General features: G+C 60.0%; 13 protein-coding genes. 6 read left to right on the top strand and 7 right to left on the bottom strand.

Going from position 1 to position 15,112, the window contains the following annotated elements:
- The first annotated feature begins 129 nt into the window (after nucleotides 1-129).
- Complete coding sequence (locus Mhypo_RS14475) at nucleotides 130-714, top strand: ParA family protein (RefSeq protein WP_119341996.1); 585 nt, start codon at nucleotides 130-132, stop codon at nucleotides 712-714.
- Nucleotides 715-723: 9 nt separating this feature from the next.
- Here Mhypo_RS14475 and Mhypo_RS14480 read toward each other — a convergent pair whose 3' ends face one another.
- The 5 genes from Mhypo_RS14480 to Mhypo_RS14500 form a co-directional block, all read right to left on the bottom strand.
- A complete protein-coding gene (locus Mhypo_RS14480; protein WP_147371358.1) occupies nucleotides 724-2,418 on the bottom strand; it encodes an SPFH domain-containing protein in 1,695 nt (564 codons plus the stop codon).
- A gap of 222 nt (nucleotides 2,419-2,640) precedes the next feature.
- On the bottom strand, nucleotides 2,641-3,318 hold the full coding sequence (locus Mhypo_RS14485) for an OB-fold-containig protein (RefSeq protein ID WP_119341998.1): 678 nt from the start codon (nucleotides 3,316-3,318) through the stop codon (nucleotides 2,641-2,643).
- Nucleotides 3,319-3,386: 68 nt separating this feature from the next.
- Nucleotides 3,387-4,547: a MalY/PatB family protein gene (locus Mhypo_RS14490; RefSeq protein WP_119341999.1), complete on the bottom strand. Its 1,161-nt coding sequence runs from the start codon at nucleotides 4,545-4,547 to the stop codon at nucleotides 3,387-3,389.
- 58 nt (nucleotides 4,548-4,605) lie between these two features.
- On the bottom strand, nucleotides 4,606-5,727 hold the full coding sequence (locus Mhypo_RS14495; protein WP_119342000.1) for a GGDEF domain-containing protein: 1,122 nt from the start codon (nucleotides 5,725-5,727) through the stop codon (nucleotides 4,606-4,608).
- Between the two features lie 213 nt (nucleotides 5,728-5,940).
- Entirely contained in the window at nucleotides 5,941-6,969 is a 1,029-nt protein-coding gene (locus Mhypo_RS14500) for an NAD(P)/FAD-dependent oxidoreductase (RefSeq protein ID WP_119342001.1), read from the bottom strand.
- Nucleotides 6,970-7,059: 90 nt separating this feature from the next.
- Between Mhypo_RS14500 and Mhypo_RS14505 the strand changes: the two genes are divergently transcribed.
- The 5 genes from Mhypo_RS14505 to Mhypo_RS14525 all read left to right on the top strand — a co-directional run bounded on the left by Mhypo_RS14505 (nucleotide 7,060) and on the right by Mhypo_RS14525 (nucleotide 12,005).
- Nucleotides 7,060-7,686, top strand: a complete 627-nt coding sequence (locus tag Mhypo_RS14505) for a ribonuclease HII (protein WP_119342002.1) — start codon at nucleotides 7,060-7,062, stop codon at nucleotides 7,684-7,686.
- A 51-nt stretch (nucleotides 7,687-7,737) separates the two neighbouring features.
- Nucleotides 7,738-8,235, top strand: a complete 498-nt coding sequence (locus tag Mhypo_RS14510) for a DUF4384 domain-containing protein (protein WP_119342003.1) — start codon at nucleotides 7,738-7,740, stop codon at nucleotides 8,233-8,235.
- 519 nt (nucleotides 8,236-8,754) lie between these two features.
- A complete protein-coding gene (locus Mhypo_RS14515; RefSeq protein WP_119342004.1) occupies nucleotides 8,755-9,837 on the top strand; it encodes a TRAP transporter substrate-binding protein in 1,083 nt (360 codons plus the stop codon).
- Nucleotides 9,838-10,022: 185 nt separating this feature from the next.
- Entirely contained in the window at nucleotides 10,023-10,580 is a 558-nt protein-coding gene (locus tag Mhypo_RS14520; protein ID WP_119342005.1) for a TRAP transporter small permease subunit, read from the top strand.
- Nucleotides 10,581-12,005, top strand: a complete 1,425-nt coding sequence (locus Mhypo_RS14525) for a TRAP transporter large permease (RefSeq protein ID WP_119342006.1) — start codon at nucleotides 10,581-10,583, stop codon at nucleotides 12,003-12,005. It begins immediately after the preceding gene.
- Here Mhypo_RS14525 and Mhypo_RS14530 read toward each other — a convergent pair.
- Entirely contained in the window at nucleotides 12,002-12,964 is a 963-nt protein-coding gene (locus Mhypo_RS14530; protein ID WP_119342007.1) for a quinone oxidoreductase family protein, read from the bottom strand. The two genes, Mhypo_RS14525 and Mhypo_RS14530, sit on opposite strands and share 4 nt — an antisense overlap.
- A 331-nt stretch (nucleotides 12,965-13,295) precedes the next feature.
- A complete protein-coding gene (gene nagZ / locus Mhypo_RS14535) occupies nucleotides 13,296-14,813 on the bottom strand; it encodes a beta-N-acetylhexosaminidase (RefSeq protein ID WP_119342008.1) in 1,518 nt (505 codons plus the stop codon).
- Nucleotides 14,814-15,112: the final 299 nt, after the last annotated feature.

Raw genomic sequence — 15,112 nt, forward strand, 5'->3', positions numbered from 1 at the left:
AAAAGCTCAAAGCCTTCCTCCTGCCCCGCCGTCATTACGCTTGCCTCTCGCAACTCAAGCAAGCCCTTTTGCATGCCTTAGGTCTACTGGGGGCTGTAGAGGTAAAAATCTGATGTGGAGATACTTAGTATGCGCGTTATGGTGACCTCGCTCAAAGGCGGGGTGGGCAAGACCACCACAGCCATTCATCTAGCTGCTTTTCTGCAACTGCGGGGCCCAACCTTGCTGGTGGATGCCGATCCAGCCGAGGGGGCTCTGCTCTGGGCGCGGCAAGGGGCCGGACTGCCCTTTGAGGTGGCTGGCCCCGAGGAGGCCCGGCCCAAGCGGTTCGAGCACGTGGTGATAGATACCGCCGGACATCCCAAGGGCAAAACCCTGCGAGAATACGCCGACAAGGCCGATCTGGTGGTTGTGCCTACTTCCCCTGGGCTGCTCTCGCTCTTCAGTTTGGAGCAGTTCGTAAAGAAGTTGGAGGGCTTCCCGCTCAAGGCCCTGGTCACCCTGGTTCCCCCCTTTCCCTCGCTGGATGGGATGCGTACCCTTGCACACCTGAAGGCCAGAAAAATCCCTCATTTCAAACATGTCATCCATCGCCTGGCTGCCTACGAAAAGGCCGTGCTGGCGGGAACGGTGGTGCAAAACGCCCCCGACCCCAGGGCTGTGCGGGCCTGGGAGGAGTACGTGCTGGTGGGGCGAGAGATGGTGAAGGGGTAGCGGTTCGGCTCAACTCGCTTTGCCGGTGTTCTTATCTGCCGGGGTGTCCTTGTTGGCCAGTTGCTGCAAGAGGCCGAAGATCTGCTGGATCAGTTCATCGGACTTTCCGCTCGAGCCGGTGCTCAGGCCGTCAAGCAACTGACCCACCCCCAGCCCCTGGGTGTATTGTTCGGTCATCTTGGCCAGGGTGGTGGGGTCGCCGTAGATGTTCAGGTTGCCCTTGCTCATGAAGTTGCCGATGCTGCGGGCCAGCTCGGCCTGCACGTCGCGGGCGGCCTGCACCTTGAGCTTTTGTAGCTCGAACTCGAGGGCCGCTGCGCTGTAGGTCTGGCGGTTTTCCAGGGCCTGCCGCTCCACTTCCACGCGGGCCTGCTCCACGCTCACTTTTTCGCGCTCCACGTCCACCTCGACCATCTTGTTGGCGGTGAGGCCCTTGGCAATGAGCTCCTGGGCCTCAGCCTCGGCCTTGGCCTTGGTGATGGCGGCCTCGGCCTCGAGCAGGGCGGCTTGCTTGGCGGCCTCGGCCTTTTTGACCTCGGCAAAGGCCGCGACCATGGCGTCGGTTTCCTTCTTAATGCGCTCCTGTTCGATGGTCTGCTTGGCGGTAATCAGCTTGGTCTGGGCCTCGCGCTCGGCCTGGGCCAGTTGTTGCACGGTAAGCACCTGCTGGTTGGCTTTTTCCCGCTCGGCCTGGGCCTCCAGGGCCTGCTTTTCGGCCTCGGCCCGGCGGCGCTCGGCCTCGGTAATGACAATTTCGCGCTCCCGCTCGGCTAGCGCCACCGCCTTTTCCCGCTCCACATCGGTGGTCTGTTTTTCCTGTTCTTTCAGGAGCAGCATTTTGTCACGCTCGATAATGGCGGCCTGCAGGGCCTGCTCGCGCTGAATCTCGGCTTCGCGGGTCAGGCGCTCTTGCTCGATGCGGTAGGTATCGGCCTCGCGTTGCTTGGCGCTGGTAACTTTGGCGACCTCGGCCTGCTGGGTGGCTTCAGCCTCGGCCTGGGCGCGCTCGAGCTCCAGGATTTCCTTGCGGGTCTCCACGTTTTTGAGGGTGATGGCCCGCTTGGCTTCCTGCTCGAGGCGGTTGCGCTCGACCAGGGCCGACTGGGTAATTTCGGTAATCTTGCGCTTGCCCTGGGCATCGAAGATATTGGTGTCGGAGAGCAGTTCCTGGCTGGTCTGGTCGAGGCTGGAGATGGTCACCGATTCCAGCGTCAGACCGTTGGGCTCGAGGTCACTTCGCACCAGCTGCTGCACCGAGATGGCGAACTGGTCGCGCTGGCTGTGAATCTCTACCAGATCCTGGGTGGCCGCTACCGAGCGCAGGGCCGAGACCAGCTTCTCAAAAACCAGGCTCGAGACCGCCTGTGGCGTGACCGACTTCTCGCCCAGGCTGCGGCTGGCGTTCACCACCGAGTCCTCTTTAGGCTCAACCTTGATGTAAAACTCGGCTTTCACGTCCAGGCGAAGGTTGTCCTTGGTGATGAGGGCATCGGGGCCTTTGCGCTCGACCTCGAGTTTCATGGTCTCGAGGCTGACCGGCACGTAGCGCTGAAGGATGGGGAAGAAGAACCCACCCCGATCAATCAGGACCCGTCGCCCGCCCAGCCCGGTCATTACGTAGGCCAGGTTGGCCGAGGGTTTGATATAGAACTGCTGAATCAGCCAGGCCAGAAGTGCCACCGCAAGCACCAGCAAACCCAGCACGCCGCTCACCAGGCTGTTGAGGCCCGACCAGCTGGGAATCAGGCCCCCCCAAACAAACTCAGGCCAATCAGCAACACAGCCACCAAAATCAACACTGCACTCAACATGAAACCTCCTCAATATCCAGATAGCGGGCTCTGAGACGGTCCTGGGCCAGCGGACGGCAACAAGCGGGTGTTTATCTACACAGGGCCACACCTGAACACATGAGCCCGGACGGCACTAGCGCCGGGCCGGAACCTCCTCGGGGAAGGGATGGGCCTGCACGTAGTAGATTCCTTTTTCAGGGTCAAAGTCCACCACCAAAATTTCGCTGCCGGTTTCCAGGGCGGGTTCGCCGGGCAGGGTTTTGCAGACCACCCGGTGTATATTGCCGGTCTTGTCGCGCACATTGGCAACGCCCCCACTGGCGTCTATGCGGAAGGCCGCTCGCCCCCCGCACCCCACCAGGTCTTGCTGGCGTACATTGGGGTGCTGCTGCCGCGCTAAACCCTGCACCACCGAGGCCACCCCGTTGCCAGCCAGCCCGGCGGCCAGCAGGCCCAGGGCTACCGCAATGGGGAAAAAAACAGCCGGGGGTAGCCAGGCATCCAGGGCGGTGTTGACCAGGAGCCCCACCAGCCCCCAGGTAGCCAGTAGAATCGGCAGCAGCAGGGTTAGTGAGGCCCCCTTCCCAAACCCAAACCAGCCCCCTACCGCCCTTAGCGCCGATGGCTCACCCGGATGGGTGTCTTCGCCGGTCTCGTGGCTTCCATCCTCACTGGTGCCCTGAACACCGGGTGTGCCGGCGGTTTCGCCGGAAGTACCCAGGCCGCTGAACACAACGCCCACACTGAGCAAAAGCCCCACCGCCAAGGGTAGGGCGAAGATGAAGTTGTGCCACTCCAGGAGGTAACTCACCGTACTCTAATAGTAGCCCAAGCCTCCCCCTTTTGCATGAGTAACACGACGGATTCGCTGTGCTGGACTCAATCCACTGTTTGCACCACCCGGGCCATCCGCTCGAGCGCTTCTTGCACCAGATTCCGGCTGGTGGCGAAGTTCAGGCGCAGCCAGCCCTGGTACTGCGGCCCAAATATCTTGCCGTCGTTCAGGCCGACCTTGGCCTGCTCGAGCATTACCTTATGGGCGTCTTGGGCAAAGGGGGCGCGTGAGAAATCGAGCCAGGCCAGGTAGGTGCCCTCCGGGGGCAGGTAGCCGACCTGGGGCAGGTGCTGATGGATAAAGCTGGTAATAAAGTCGCGGTTGACTTTCAGATAGGCCCGCACCTCCTGGAGCCAGTCCTGGGCGTGCTCGAGGGCGGCCCGCCAGGCGGCCATGGAGAGCACGTTGGGGTGGCCGCCGATGCCCTTGCTCACCTGGGCCAGCGCAGCCAGGATTTGCCTGTTGTGGCTGATGGCCACCCCCCCGCCCAGCCCCGCGGTGTTGTAGGTTTTGCAGGGCCCGCTGAGGGTGACGGTGCGCTGGGCTATCTCGGGGCCCAGGGAAGCAATGGGGATGTGTTTTCCTTCATAAATCAGGTCGGCCCAGAGTTCATCGGACATCACCCACAGGCGGTGGCGCAGGGCAAACTCGGCCAGCCGCTCGAGCTCATCCCGGCGGAAGACCCGGCCGGTGGGGTTCTGGGGGTTGCAGAGCATCAGGAGCCGGGTGCGGGGGGTTACCAGGCTCTCCAGTTGCTCAAAGTCTATCTCCCAGCCAGATGCAGTGCGTAGCAACGGGTTGTACCGGGCTACGCGGTGGTGTTCATGGAGTGCAAAGAGGAAGGGATGGTAGACCGGCACCTGGGTAATCGCCTCGTCGCCGGGGCTGCTCAGGGCCAGCACGCTGGCGTAAATGGCCGGCACAACCGAGGTGGTAAGCAGCAGATTTTCGGGGGCCAGACCGGTCAGACCATGTTGCTGCTGGTGCTGGATAATCCGGTTCAGAAGCTGCTTATCCCCGCTCATCTGGGGGTAGCCGATGCGTTCCTGGAGCCTTTCGACAATGGCCTCTCGGATGGCCGGACTGATCGGGAAGTCCATGTCGGCCACCCACATGGGCAGCACATCCTCGGGGTAAAAGTGCCATTTGCCGCTGTAGCCGTGGGGGTCGCGCAGGGTGTGGGCGGAGAGGTTGTCGAACTGCATGGCTATAGCTTATCGCCAACGGGTTGTTTTTGGCTTGCTTTACAAAGCCGTTCTGCGGCTACTGCGTATCGGGTGTTGTGTGGGCTGGAATGATTACATCTTCCAGTTGCTCTTCCAGCACCACCCGATTGCGCCCGGCGGCCTTGGCCCGGTACATGGCCTCGTCGGCCCGGCTCAGGAGGGCTGCTATGGTGTCGCCCTGGCGGTAGCAGGCCACGCCCAGGCTCAGGGTCACGTGTACACCCGACATGGGGGCTTCGCGGATGGCCTCGAGCAGACGCTGGGCCAGGCGATGGGCTTGCTGGAGGTCGGTCTCGGGGGCCAGAATTAAGAACTCCTCGCCCCCCCAGCGGGCCAGGCTATCGCTCTCGCGCAGATGCTGGAGCAGCCGTCCCGATGCTTCGCGCAAGACCTGGTCGCCTACCGGGTGGCCGTAGGTATCGTTGACCCGCTTGAAATGGTCAAGATCAGCCAGCAAAACCGCAAAAGGACGGTTGTAGCGGCGAGCCCGATCAAGTTCGTTATCCAGTTTAATCTGCATGGCCCGCCGGTTGGTCAGGCTGGTAAGGGCATCGGTATGGGCCATCTGGTGCATCTGGGCATAGTGACGGCGTAAGTAGGCAAATAGGTATAGCAAGCTCAGGTAAGCGATGTTGGAGAGGGTGAACTGAAGGGCGGTGTTAGCGGAAGAAACATTGAGGGAGGGGCTGGAAACCAGGCCAATGGCCCCGGCCAGCAACCCCAAAGCCAGATAGGTTAGAGAGAAACGCAAGGCCTGCTTTCTGCTGAGCAGATTAAAGGCCATCAGATAGACCATAGGAAACCACAGAGCAGCGGGGGTAATGCCATCGCGCTGGTGTAGCTTGTAGGCGGCTTCGTAGTAGAGGCTGAAAATTTGATACACCGCGATCATGCCCAGGGCAACCTGCCAGACTAACCGAATACCGTGGGGGTTGCGCCACAAGTAGACTTCCAGAAGCAAAAACCCCAGGGCCATTGGCAGGAGTAAAAGCTGGTCGGGCAGCGATAGCTTGCCCGCCAAGACCGACAATCCCCAGGCCGCCAGGGCGGCCACAGCCCCCAGGGGGAGCAGCCAGATGGTGAGGCGAATACGCAAACCCTCGAGTGGGTCGGCAACCTCTATGGTGGCGTAGGGGTCGAGGTTACGACGGGGCAACATAGTCAAGATTTAGAACAATCTATCATCACCAGGCACAATTGTGAGTTTATTAGGGCCTGAGCTTCCCCCCGGCAGAAATACTGCTATAGCATCGTAGAAATGGCAGGAAATAGCGTATCCGATGCTACAGATTGCAACCATAAGGGTTGCATTTTGAAGCCAAGGGGCTTGGTCTGGCTATAGGCTATAGACTTAGAGACCATTGGCTACTAACTAGGGTTTGAGACTTTCAATCAGGTATTCGGCTGCGGCCCAGCCGCTCTCGAGCGCCCCTTCTATCCGGGGCCCACCGCACCAGTCTCCGCAAAAAACCAGATTGTCCTGGGCCAGAAAGGGCCAGGGGTGGGTCTGGGTGGGTAGGGCATAGCGCCAGCGGTGGGCCATGGCGGTGCGGCACTGCCCCACCCAGTCGCCAAAGAGTTCCTGGGCCGCCTCGATGATCTGGCCCAGCGCCTCGGCGGGGGAGAGTTCCAGGTTTTGCTGGCTCCACGCTGCCGAGGCATGTAGTACCAATACCGGGGGGTCTGGTACGGCCCGCTTGGTGTGATCGAGGGCGGCCCAGGCCAGCACCGGGTGTTCGATTTCCAGCCCTACCCAGTCCAGGTAGGGTATCTGATGGGGTATCAGGATAGCCGCCCAGCAAGGGGCGTAGCGCACGGCCTGTAAGGCTATTCGAACTTCCGGTTTGAGCCACTCGTTGGCCAGCTTGAGGGCCTGGGGAGCCGGCATGTTGAGTACCAGGGCCCGCCCTGAGCGAACCTGACCATCCTCGAGCCGTACCTTCCAACCGGCTTCGTGCTCACTTTTGTGCAGGCCCGTCACCAGGGCTTTGGTTTCCAGGGGCAATGGTTTATCTTGCGACTCCAGCCCCTGCAAAAAGACCTTGCCCAGGGTGCTCATACCGTCCGGGCAGACATAACGGGGGTGCCCAGTAGTGCGCGACTTGATACCGTTATGCCTTAATACGGGAAAACCCTGGGTCCACTCGCGCACGATGCCATGCTTGACCAGATCGGGAATCAGGATGCGCAACTGGTCGTTTTTGGCCGTGAAATACTGGGCGCCGTGGTCTACCCGCACAATTTTGCCATCCAGCTCGAGCCAGCGGGTCGCGGCTCGTCCCGAAACCCCCCGGGATTTGTCCAGAACATGTACCTCAAGTCCGGCTCGAGCCAGATCCCGCCCTGCCGCCAACCCGGCCAGGCCCGCGCCCACAATCAATACATCGGGTGAGTGCTCCATTACAAATCCAAGAATCGGGCTTGGGGCGCTTTTCGTCAATCTGGTAGGCTCTAGCCGGTGGAGCCAGCACTGGAAACCGACTGGTGGGCAATGGGGTTGCGGGTGGCCGGTATCGACGAAGCTGGGCGGGGGGCCCTGGCCGGGCCGGTAGTGGCCGCAGCGGTGATTTTGCCTCCGCCCAGGGATTCTTTGGACTACCCTTTCCTCGATTCCAAGATGCTTGCGCCCAGGGCGCGTGAGGCTTTAGAACCCCAGGTTCGGGCGATAGCCCTGGCCTATGGGGTGGGCTGGGCCGAAACGGCAGAAATAGACCGGCTCGGTATTCTAAGAGCCACCCACCTGGCGGCCCTGCGGGCCTTGAAGGAACTTAAGCTGCCACCGGAGGCTTTGCTGACCGATTATCTACGTCTGGAGAGGGAGTGGCAGCAATACCTGCGCAACCGTCCTGCCCGTCCCGATTCGCCAAACCTGCTGCGCTGCCCAGCCAAAGCCGACCAAAACAGCCCCACTGTGGCGGCGGCCAGCATCCTGGCTAAAGTGGCGCGGGATCGGCATATGCAAGCCCTCGAGCGCCGCTACCCAGGCTATGGGTTTGCCCAGCACAAGGGTTACGGCACGGCGCAGCACCTGGAGGCCCTGGAGCGCTTGGGGCCCTGTGAGGAACACCGCCGTACTTTTGCCCCGGTGGCCCAGGCAGGGTTGTTTAGACTCTCTTGAGACAGGGATATTTGTAGCTATGGGTACGCTAGAATTTGCTGGGTGAACAGTATGCGAAGATGGTTCCCCCTTGCTTTACTGGCCGTATTGCTTTCGAGTTGCTTCCCCGTAGGTCGCCCCGGCGTTACGGTAGGTCTGCGCTTTGGTTTTGATCTGAGCCCCATCATTACCCGCTTCGAGCCCGACCGTGGGCGGGGGGCGAGCTACCTGGTCGGCGAGAGCGTACGTTTTGTGGTCAGCCTGACCCGTGCGGGTTACGTCACCCTGGTGGGTATTGACCCCGACGGCGTAACCTACGAGTTTGACCGGATCTTCCTTAACCCCGGTACCCACCTGCTCTCCGGCCCTCCGGGGTTCCGCTACGAGCTGCGCCCACCCCGGGGGATCCAGCGGGTTCGGGCCATCTACACCGATACCCCACACCCCACCGGTTTTATCTTCCGGGGCACCTACAGCTCGGAAGGCTGGGATCAACAGACCTCCATATACATCCAGCGCAGCGGCTCGAGGGTACGCGACGTAGCCGAAACGTTCTTCTACATCCGCTAACCAGCGGCAAGTCTTGTATTAGAAGGTGTACAGGGCAGCGCTTCCTTCTATGGGAATCGCGCCGGGTGTAGCCCTTCCAGGACGAAAAATAGCATCACGCTCAATGTGCACCTGAGACGCAACTCCACGCTCAATCTGCACGTGAGGCGCAACCCCTCCCGACGCCATTGTCCAGCTCATCCATCAGGCTGCATCACGGTGAAGAGTGTGCTGTGGGTAGTTTTTCCGTATGACGCACGCTTCAATGGCTGCTATAGTAAATGGGGTACTTAACACTGCCCGGATGCTGTAACTGCTATAGTTACACCATAACTTGTAAAAACCCAATGATTTTTCTCTTTGAAACGAGAATGATTTTTCTTTTTGAAACGAGTAAATGTGGATAAGGTAAATAAGTTGGAACCAAAATTGACCAAGTGTATTCTCAGCTAATATTGATGCTTACAGCACTCTGACATATAATCACTTCGCACCCATCAGTGCAAGAAAAGGTCACTATTTTTTGTTAGGAGGAAGCAAATGAAGCGACGCGACTTCTTGAAGAAGGCGGGGATTGGTGCGGTTGCGGCCAGCACTGTGTTCGGCCCGGTCTACGCCCAGACCGCCCAACGCATCCGCTGGCGCATGGCCACCAGCTGGCCCCGCTCCCTGGACACCCTCTTTGGGGCGGCCGAGATTGTAGCCAAGCGGGTCTCGGAGATGACCGACGGTCGCTTCGAGATTACCCCCTTCCCGGCCGGCGAAATTGCCCCTGGCCTCCAAGTGCTCGATGTGGTCCAGGCCGGCAACGTGGAGTGCGGGCACACCGCCAACTACTACTACGTGGGTAAAAGCCCGTCCCTGGCCTTCGACACGGGGGTGCCCTTTGGTCTTAACCCCCGCCAGCAAAACGCCTGGCTGTACTTTGGAGGTGGTTTGCAGGCTATGCAGCGGGTGATGGCCGACTTCAATGCCATTACCTTCCCCGCCGGCAACACCGGGGTACAGATGGGCGGCTGGTTCCGCAGAGAAATCAAAGGCCCCGAAGATCTCAAGGGCTTGCGCTTCCGTATTCCCGGCCTGGGCGGACAGGTCATGACCCGCCTGGGGGTAACCGTGCAAACCCTACCCGGGGGCGAGATTTTCCTGGCGCTGGATCGGGGCGCCATCGACGGTGCAGAGTGGGTAGGCCCCTACGACGATGAAAAACTGGGTCTCAACAAAGCGGCACGCTTTTACTACTACCCCGGCTGGTGGGAGCCCGGCTCTACGGTATCGGCCATTGTGAACCTGGAACGCTGGCGCAGCCTGCCCAAGGAGTATCAGGAAATCTTCAAGACCGCCTGCCGCGAAGCCAACGAAGCCACCCTGGCCGAGTACGATGCCAAGAACTCACCGGCCCTGGCCCGTTTGCAAAGGGCTGGAACCCAGATTCGGCCCTACCCCACCACGGTTTTGCAAGCCGCCAACCGCGAGTCCACGGCGCTCTACGAGGAAATTGCAGCAAAAGATGCGACCTACCGGGGCATCTACACCTCCTGGAAAACCTTCCGCGACGAAATTCGCCGCTGGTTTGCGACCAACGAATTCCGCTACGACGACTTTGTGCGCAACCTGCGCTAGTCCATACCCAATGTAGTTGGCTCTGGCCACCTTATTATTGGCTCCCACGTCGGGTGGGAGCCGTTCGTTTTGGGCCTGGGTCATTGACGCTGGGAGGTAGGGTGGTTAGGATAATCCGAGTCAATTTTTGAGGAGTGAAAACGATGTTTTTTGAACCGGTAAGGGTTACCTCGAGGGGGTGCTAAGTGCAGTTTCTGCTTGCAATATCCAGGCTGATAGACACCGTCAATGAGTGGGTAGGGCGCGTAGTGCTATGGCTGGTGGTGCCGATGGTGGCCATAGGCGCCTATAACGCCATCGGACGGAGCCTCGATAAGTCGGTGGGCACTCGACTGGCCTCAAACACCTACTTCGAGCTTCAGTGGTACATTTTCTCACTCATTTTCTTGCTGATGGTAGGTTATGTGCTCAAGCACGATGGTCACATCCGGGTCGATGTGGTCTATGCCCGCCTGGATGAGCGGGGTCGAGCCTGGGTCAATATGCTGGGCTCCATCCTGTTTCTGGTTCCATTTGCGCTGGTGCTTTTTTATGTTACCTTGCCACTGGTTAGCTTCTCCGTGCAGGTGCGAGAGATGTCCTTGGACGCAGGGGGCCTGCCGCGCTGGCCGCTAAAACTGATGCTGTTGCCTGCCTTCATCTTGCTTGCACTGCAGGGGCTGTCGGAGTTCGTCAAGAACCTGGCTTTCCTACGGGGGGTACTGCCCCGCCTGCCCCACGAGGCCAAAGGGGAGGTTGCCTAGATGGTTTTGCAGGGCGGCGGCGTCGAACTATTGGGCGGGGCCATGTTTCTGGGGGCCCTGGTGCTCATCTTTACCGGTTACCCCGTGGCCTTTGCCCTGGGGGGGGTGGCGCTCATCTTTGGCGCAGTTGGGATTGCCATCGGTGAGTTTGACCTGCGCTTTGTGGGCAGCCTGCCCCAGCGCATCTTTGGCATCATGTCCAACTACACCCTGCTGGCCATCCCCTACTTCATATTTTTGGGGCTTATTTTAGAGAAATCCAAACTGGCCGAGCAGCTCCTGGATACGGTGGGACAGCTTTTTGGCCCGGTAAGAGGGGGCGTTGCCATTGCGGTGGTGCTGGTGGGTACTCTTTTGGCCGCAACTACGGGGGTGGTAGCCGCTACGGTGGTGGCCATGGGTCTGATTTCCCTGCCGGTGATGCTTAAGTATGGCTACAGCAAGCCTCTGGCTACCGGGGTGATTGCGGCCTCGGGAACGCTGGGCCAGATTATCCCGCCCAGCATTGTGCTGGTGGTGTTGGGCGACCAGCTGGGTGTCAGCGTTGGGGATCTGTTTTTGGGGGCTTTGATACCCGGTCTGATGCTCTCCGGCGCTCTGGTGTTGCTGGTGGCCCTGGTGGCTCTGGTCAGGCCCAAGATGGCCCCGGCCCTGCCGCCCGAAGCCCGGCCCTATAAAGGTTGGGAGTTATGGCGAAGGGCTTTGGTGGCTATGGTACCACCGGTTCTGCTGATTTTATTTGTGCTGGGGAGCATCTTCTTTGGCATCGCTACCCCTACTGAAGCTGGAGCGGTGGGCTCGGTCGCGGCGCTCATTATGGCGGCCTTCTACCGCCGTCTGAGCTGGAAGGTTTTCCGCGATGCGGTGGTGGAAACCGCTCGCTTCACCAGCATGGTGATTTTTATCTTGATTGGTGCCACTGCTTTTAGCCTGATATTCAGGGGCCTCGAGGGCGACAAACTGGTCAAGGATGTCCTGGTAGCCTTGCCGGGGGGTGAAATTGGATTCATTGTTTTTGTGATGGTGCTGGTTTTTATCCTGGGTTTCTTTATAGACTTCTTCGAGATTGCCTTCATTATTGTGCCGCTGGTGCTCCCGGCAGCGGAGGCCATCTGGCGGGCCCAGGCCGAGGCTTTGCAAATGGCCGGCAACTACGACCTTTCCACAGAAGCCTTTGTACAAGGGAAGCTCCTATGGTTTGGCATCATCCTGGCCATGAACCTCCAGACCAGCTTCCTTACACCGCCTTTTGGCTTCGCCTTGTTTTACCTGCGCGGGGTGGCCCCACCGGAGGTCAAGACCACCGACATGTACCGCGGGGTGATTCCCTTCATCGCGGTACAGGTGCTGGTACTGATTATTACCATTGCCTTCCCGGCCCTGAGCAGCTGGCTGCCTTCCCTGCGAGGCACACCCGGCGGCTAAGGAATAAGCAGTACCTTGCCGGTGGTTTTGCGCCCTTGCAAAGCGATGTGGGCCTGGGCCGCCTGGGTCAGGGGAAACTCTGCGCCGATACGAATTTTGAGCCTGCCCTCTAAAGCCCAGCGCATTACGTCACCAGCCCGCCACTCGAGCTCCTCGCGGGTTTGGGTGTAGTGCCAGAGGGAGGGCCGGGTAAGGAATAGGCCGCCCTTCTGATTCAGGATTTGAGGGTTGAAGGGCGCCACCGGCCCGCTGCTCTGGCCATACAGGGCCAACATGCCCCGAATCCGCAGGCTGTTCAGGCTACCCTCCCAGGTAGACTGCCCCACGCCGTCGTAGACCACATCCACGCCCTTTCCGCCGGTTATTTCGCGGACCTTCTGGTCGAAGCCCTCGTAGGGCAGGGCATAGTTGGCACCGGCTTCTTTCGCTAGAGCGCGTTTTTCTTCGGTGGAGGCGGTGGTAATCACCGTAGCGCCGATCATCCTGGCCATCTGGATAAGAAGCAGCCCCACCCCGCCCGCACCCGCGTGGATCAGGCAGGTTTCGCCTGCTTTGAGCGGATAGGTGCTGTGTACCAGGTAGTGGGCGGTCATGCCCTGAAGCATTCCAGCCACAGCCACTTTGGGATCCAAACCCACCGGTACTTTGACCAGCTTGTCGGCAGGTACTAAGGCATACTCGGCATAACTGCCCTGAACATTCGAATAAACCACCACCTCACCGAGCGCAATACCTTCGACTCCCGGCCCCACCGCTTCTACTACCCCGGCCCCTTCCTCGCCCACGGTGAAAGGGGTGGGGACAGCGTAGAGACCTGAGCGCTTGTAGGTATCGATAAAGTTGACCCCAATGGCCTGAAGCCGCACCAGGGCCTGGCCTTCGCCAGGGGTAGGCGTGGGAATGTCCTCTAACTGCATGGTCTCGGGGCCGCCGGGCTGATGAACGCGGATGGCTTTCATAGGGATAGCTTATAGCGGATGGCTTATTGCCGAAAGCGGAAGTCTAAAAGCTCCAAATGGAGCCAATAGCCAGTGTCTGGGTGTTTCCGGAGCAGTTTTGATGTACTTCTGGGGGACTGAGCTTTAGGTTCTGTAACCCCAGGGCGGTTTCGGGCAATAACCCCCTAGGTGAAGCGGGTGATGACATCGTCAGAGGGGCGGTTTCTCGAATCCAATCGCAAACCGACCTCACCGGCATCCCGAAGTTGACCCGTTCAACCTGGTTTAACCTGGCCCAGCTTCAACAGCCTATGGCCCTTGACCCTGGACCCTCGACTAGGAGGCAACACTACTAGCGAAGTTTGAACGGCAACCGACCCCTGGCCTGTGCTCCGCCCAGCACCTTGACCAGCGCTTTCAGGGTGGGGGCCCGGAAGCCGTAGGTCACGAAGGCCGGTTTGCGCAGGCTCAGGATGTGGTAGGGGTTCCACAGGGCGATGTGGGTGGCCCGCTTACCCAGGCTAAAGGCATGTTTGAGGAGCTGGGCTTCCTGGGGGCTCAGGCTGCCCCGACCGACCGAGACCACCAGCAGGTAGTCGGCCTGGGTAGCTGCCTTTTCCAGCTCGCCCTTGAACTCTTCGGCTTTCTGGGGGTTGTAAACGAACTGACTGACTCTGGCGAAGCGGGTTTTGAGCAGTTCGGCAAAGTCCTGAACTGCGATGGTCTCACCATAGGGACCTGCTTCGAAGGTGCTGCCTGCGGAAACCAGCAAAATTCGGTCCGAGCGCCGGGGGCGCAGGGGTTGTCGGTATGGGGTGATGCTTCGGAGGGCCACTTGCTCCATTAGCGTTTGGTCTTTTTTCTGCTGGGTGGCGGAGTAGTTCCTGGGTGAACCGGGAAACCGCTGTGCGGCCTCTTTTAGCCGCTGCTGGCTTTTCTGGGCGTGTTCCCGGGATAGCTGTCCATTTTCCAGGGCCTCCTGGATGGCAGTGGCCTGGGCGATATGCACCTCGGGTTTGCCCAGCGACAAGATCAAGTCGGCCCCGGCCTGAAGGCTTTTGACCGCCGCCTCGCCCACCGGGTAGTGCTGGGTAATGGCTTTCATGTCCAGCGCGTCGGTAACGATGATGCCTTTGAAGCCCAGCTTTTTGCGAAGGAAGCGGGTCAGGATTTTTTCCGAGAGCGTGGCGGGATACTGCTTGTCCAGGGCAGGGAAGCGAATATGAGCGCTCATGATGGCGCTGATTTGGGCTTCTACGGTCTTGCGAAAGGGATAGAGTTCGGTGCGCTCGAGCTCTTCTGGGGTCTTGTTCACCACCGGCAGGTCGAGGTGCGAGTCCAGGAAGGTATCACCGTGGCCCGGGAAGTGCTTGACCGTGGCCATCACCCCGGCCCCCTCGAGGCCCCTGGCCCAGGCCAGCGCCAAACGGGCGACCTTTTTGGGGTCGGAGCCAAAACTGCGGTCGCCAATCACCGGATTTTTGGGGTTGGTGTTCACGTCCACCGAGGGGGCGAAGTTCCAGTTGATGCCCAGCGAGATGAGCGTGCGTCCCACTGCAGCCCCCACGGCCCCGGCGGTTTTGGCGTCCCCTATGGCGCCCAGGGCCATCGGGGCAGGTGCTTGGGCCAGTTCCAGCACGCGCTGCACGGCCCCGCCTTCTTGGTCGATGGCAATCCAGGCCTGGGGCCCTAAAACCGCTCGAATATCGGCCACCAGCTTACGTACCTGTGCGGGGTTCTGGATGTTTTTACGAAACAAGCAGACCCCCCCAAAGCGGTAGCGCTCGAGGTGGGCGCGGGTGGCGGCATCCAGGGTGGGGCCGGGGATGTCTACCATCATCAGACTGGTGGCAAGATACAGGCTTTCCATAAGCACCTCTTCATAGTAGGGTTGTCGGGCTAAGAAAGTTTGCAAAAAGTCTGGGTCTCTTAACATGCCGAACAGCCCGATTTGACAAAATATTACTTCAGAATATACTCTAAATGTTAGAGTAAAACTTCAAAAGGGGGTATCCTTGCTGAATCAAGCGCAAATCCTCGAGCAGCTTCGCCATGGCTTGATTGCTTCCTGTCAGCCGGTGCGGGGTGGGCCTCTGGATCGCCCCGCTCTGGTAGCCGCCTTGGCCCAAGCTACTGTGGCTGGTGGGGCGGTGGGGGTACGCATTGAGG

The sequence above is a fragment of the Meiothermus hypogaeus genome, assembly GCF_003574035.1.
In the GTDB taxonomy this organism is placed as follows: domain Bacteria; phylum Deinococcota; class Deinococci; order Deinococcales; family Thermaceae; genus Meiothermus; species Meiothermus hypogaeus.

What these genes read in the sequence shown, in the direction of transcription:
- Mhypo_RS14495 (WP_119342000.1), bottom strand. Translation starts at nt 5,727, where the DNA reads ATGTTGCCCCGTCGTAACCTCGACCCCTACGCCACCATAGAGGTTGCC.
- Mhypo_RS14490 (WP_119341999.1), bottom strand. Translation starts at nt 4,547, where the DNA reads ATGCAGTTCGACAACCTCTCCGCCCACACCCTGCGCGACCCCCACGGC.
- nagZ (WP_119342008.1), bottom strand. Translation starts at nt 14,813, where the DNA reads ATGGAAAGCCTGTATCTTGCCACCAGTCTGATGATGGTAGACATCCCC.
- Mhypo_RS14500 (WP_119342001.1), bottom strand. Translation starts at nt 6,969, where the DNA reads ATGGAGCACTCACCCGATGTATTGATTGTGGGCGCGGGCCTGGCCGGG.
- Mhypo_RS14475 (WP_119341996.1), top strand. Translation starts at nt 130, where the DNA reads ATGCGCGTTATGGTGACCTCGCTCAAAGGCGGGGTGGGCAAGACCACC.
- Mhypo_RS14525 (WP_119342006.1), top strand. Translation starts at nt 10,581, where the DNA reads ATGGTTTTGCAGGGCGGCGGCGTCGAACTATTGGGCGGGGCCATGTTT.
- Mhypo_RS14530 (WP_119342007.1), bottom strand. Translation starts at nt 12,964, where the DNA reads ATGAAAGCCATCCGCGTTCATCAGCCCGGCGGCCCCGAGACCATGCAG.
- Mhypo_RS14505 (WP_119342002.1), top strand. Translation starts at nt 7,060, where the DNA reads ATGGGGTTGCGGGTGGCCGGTATCGACGAAGCTGGGCGGGGGGCCCTG.
- Mhypo_RS14515 (WP_119342004.1), top strand. Translation starts at nt 8,755, where the DNA reads ATGAAGCGACGCGACTTCTTGAAGAAGGCGGGGATTGGTGCGGTTGCG.
- Mhypo_RS14510 (WP_119342003.1), top strand. Translation starts at nt 7,738, where the DNA reads ATGCGAAGATGGTTCCCCCTTGCTTTACTGGCCGTATTGCTTTCGAGT.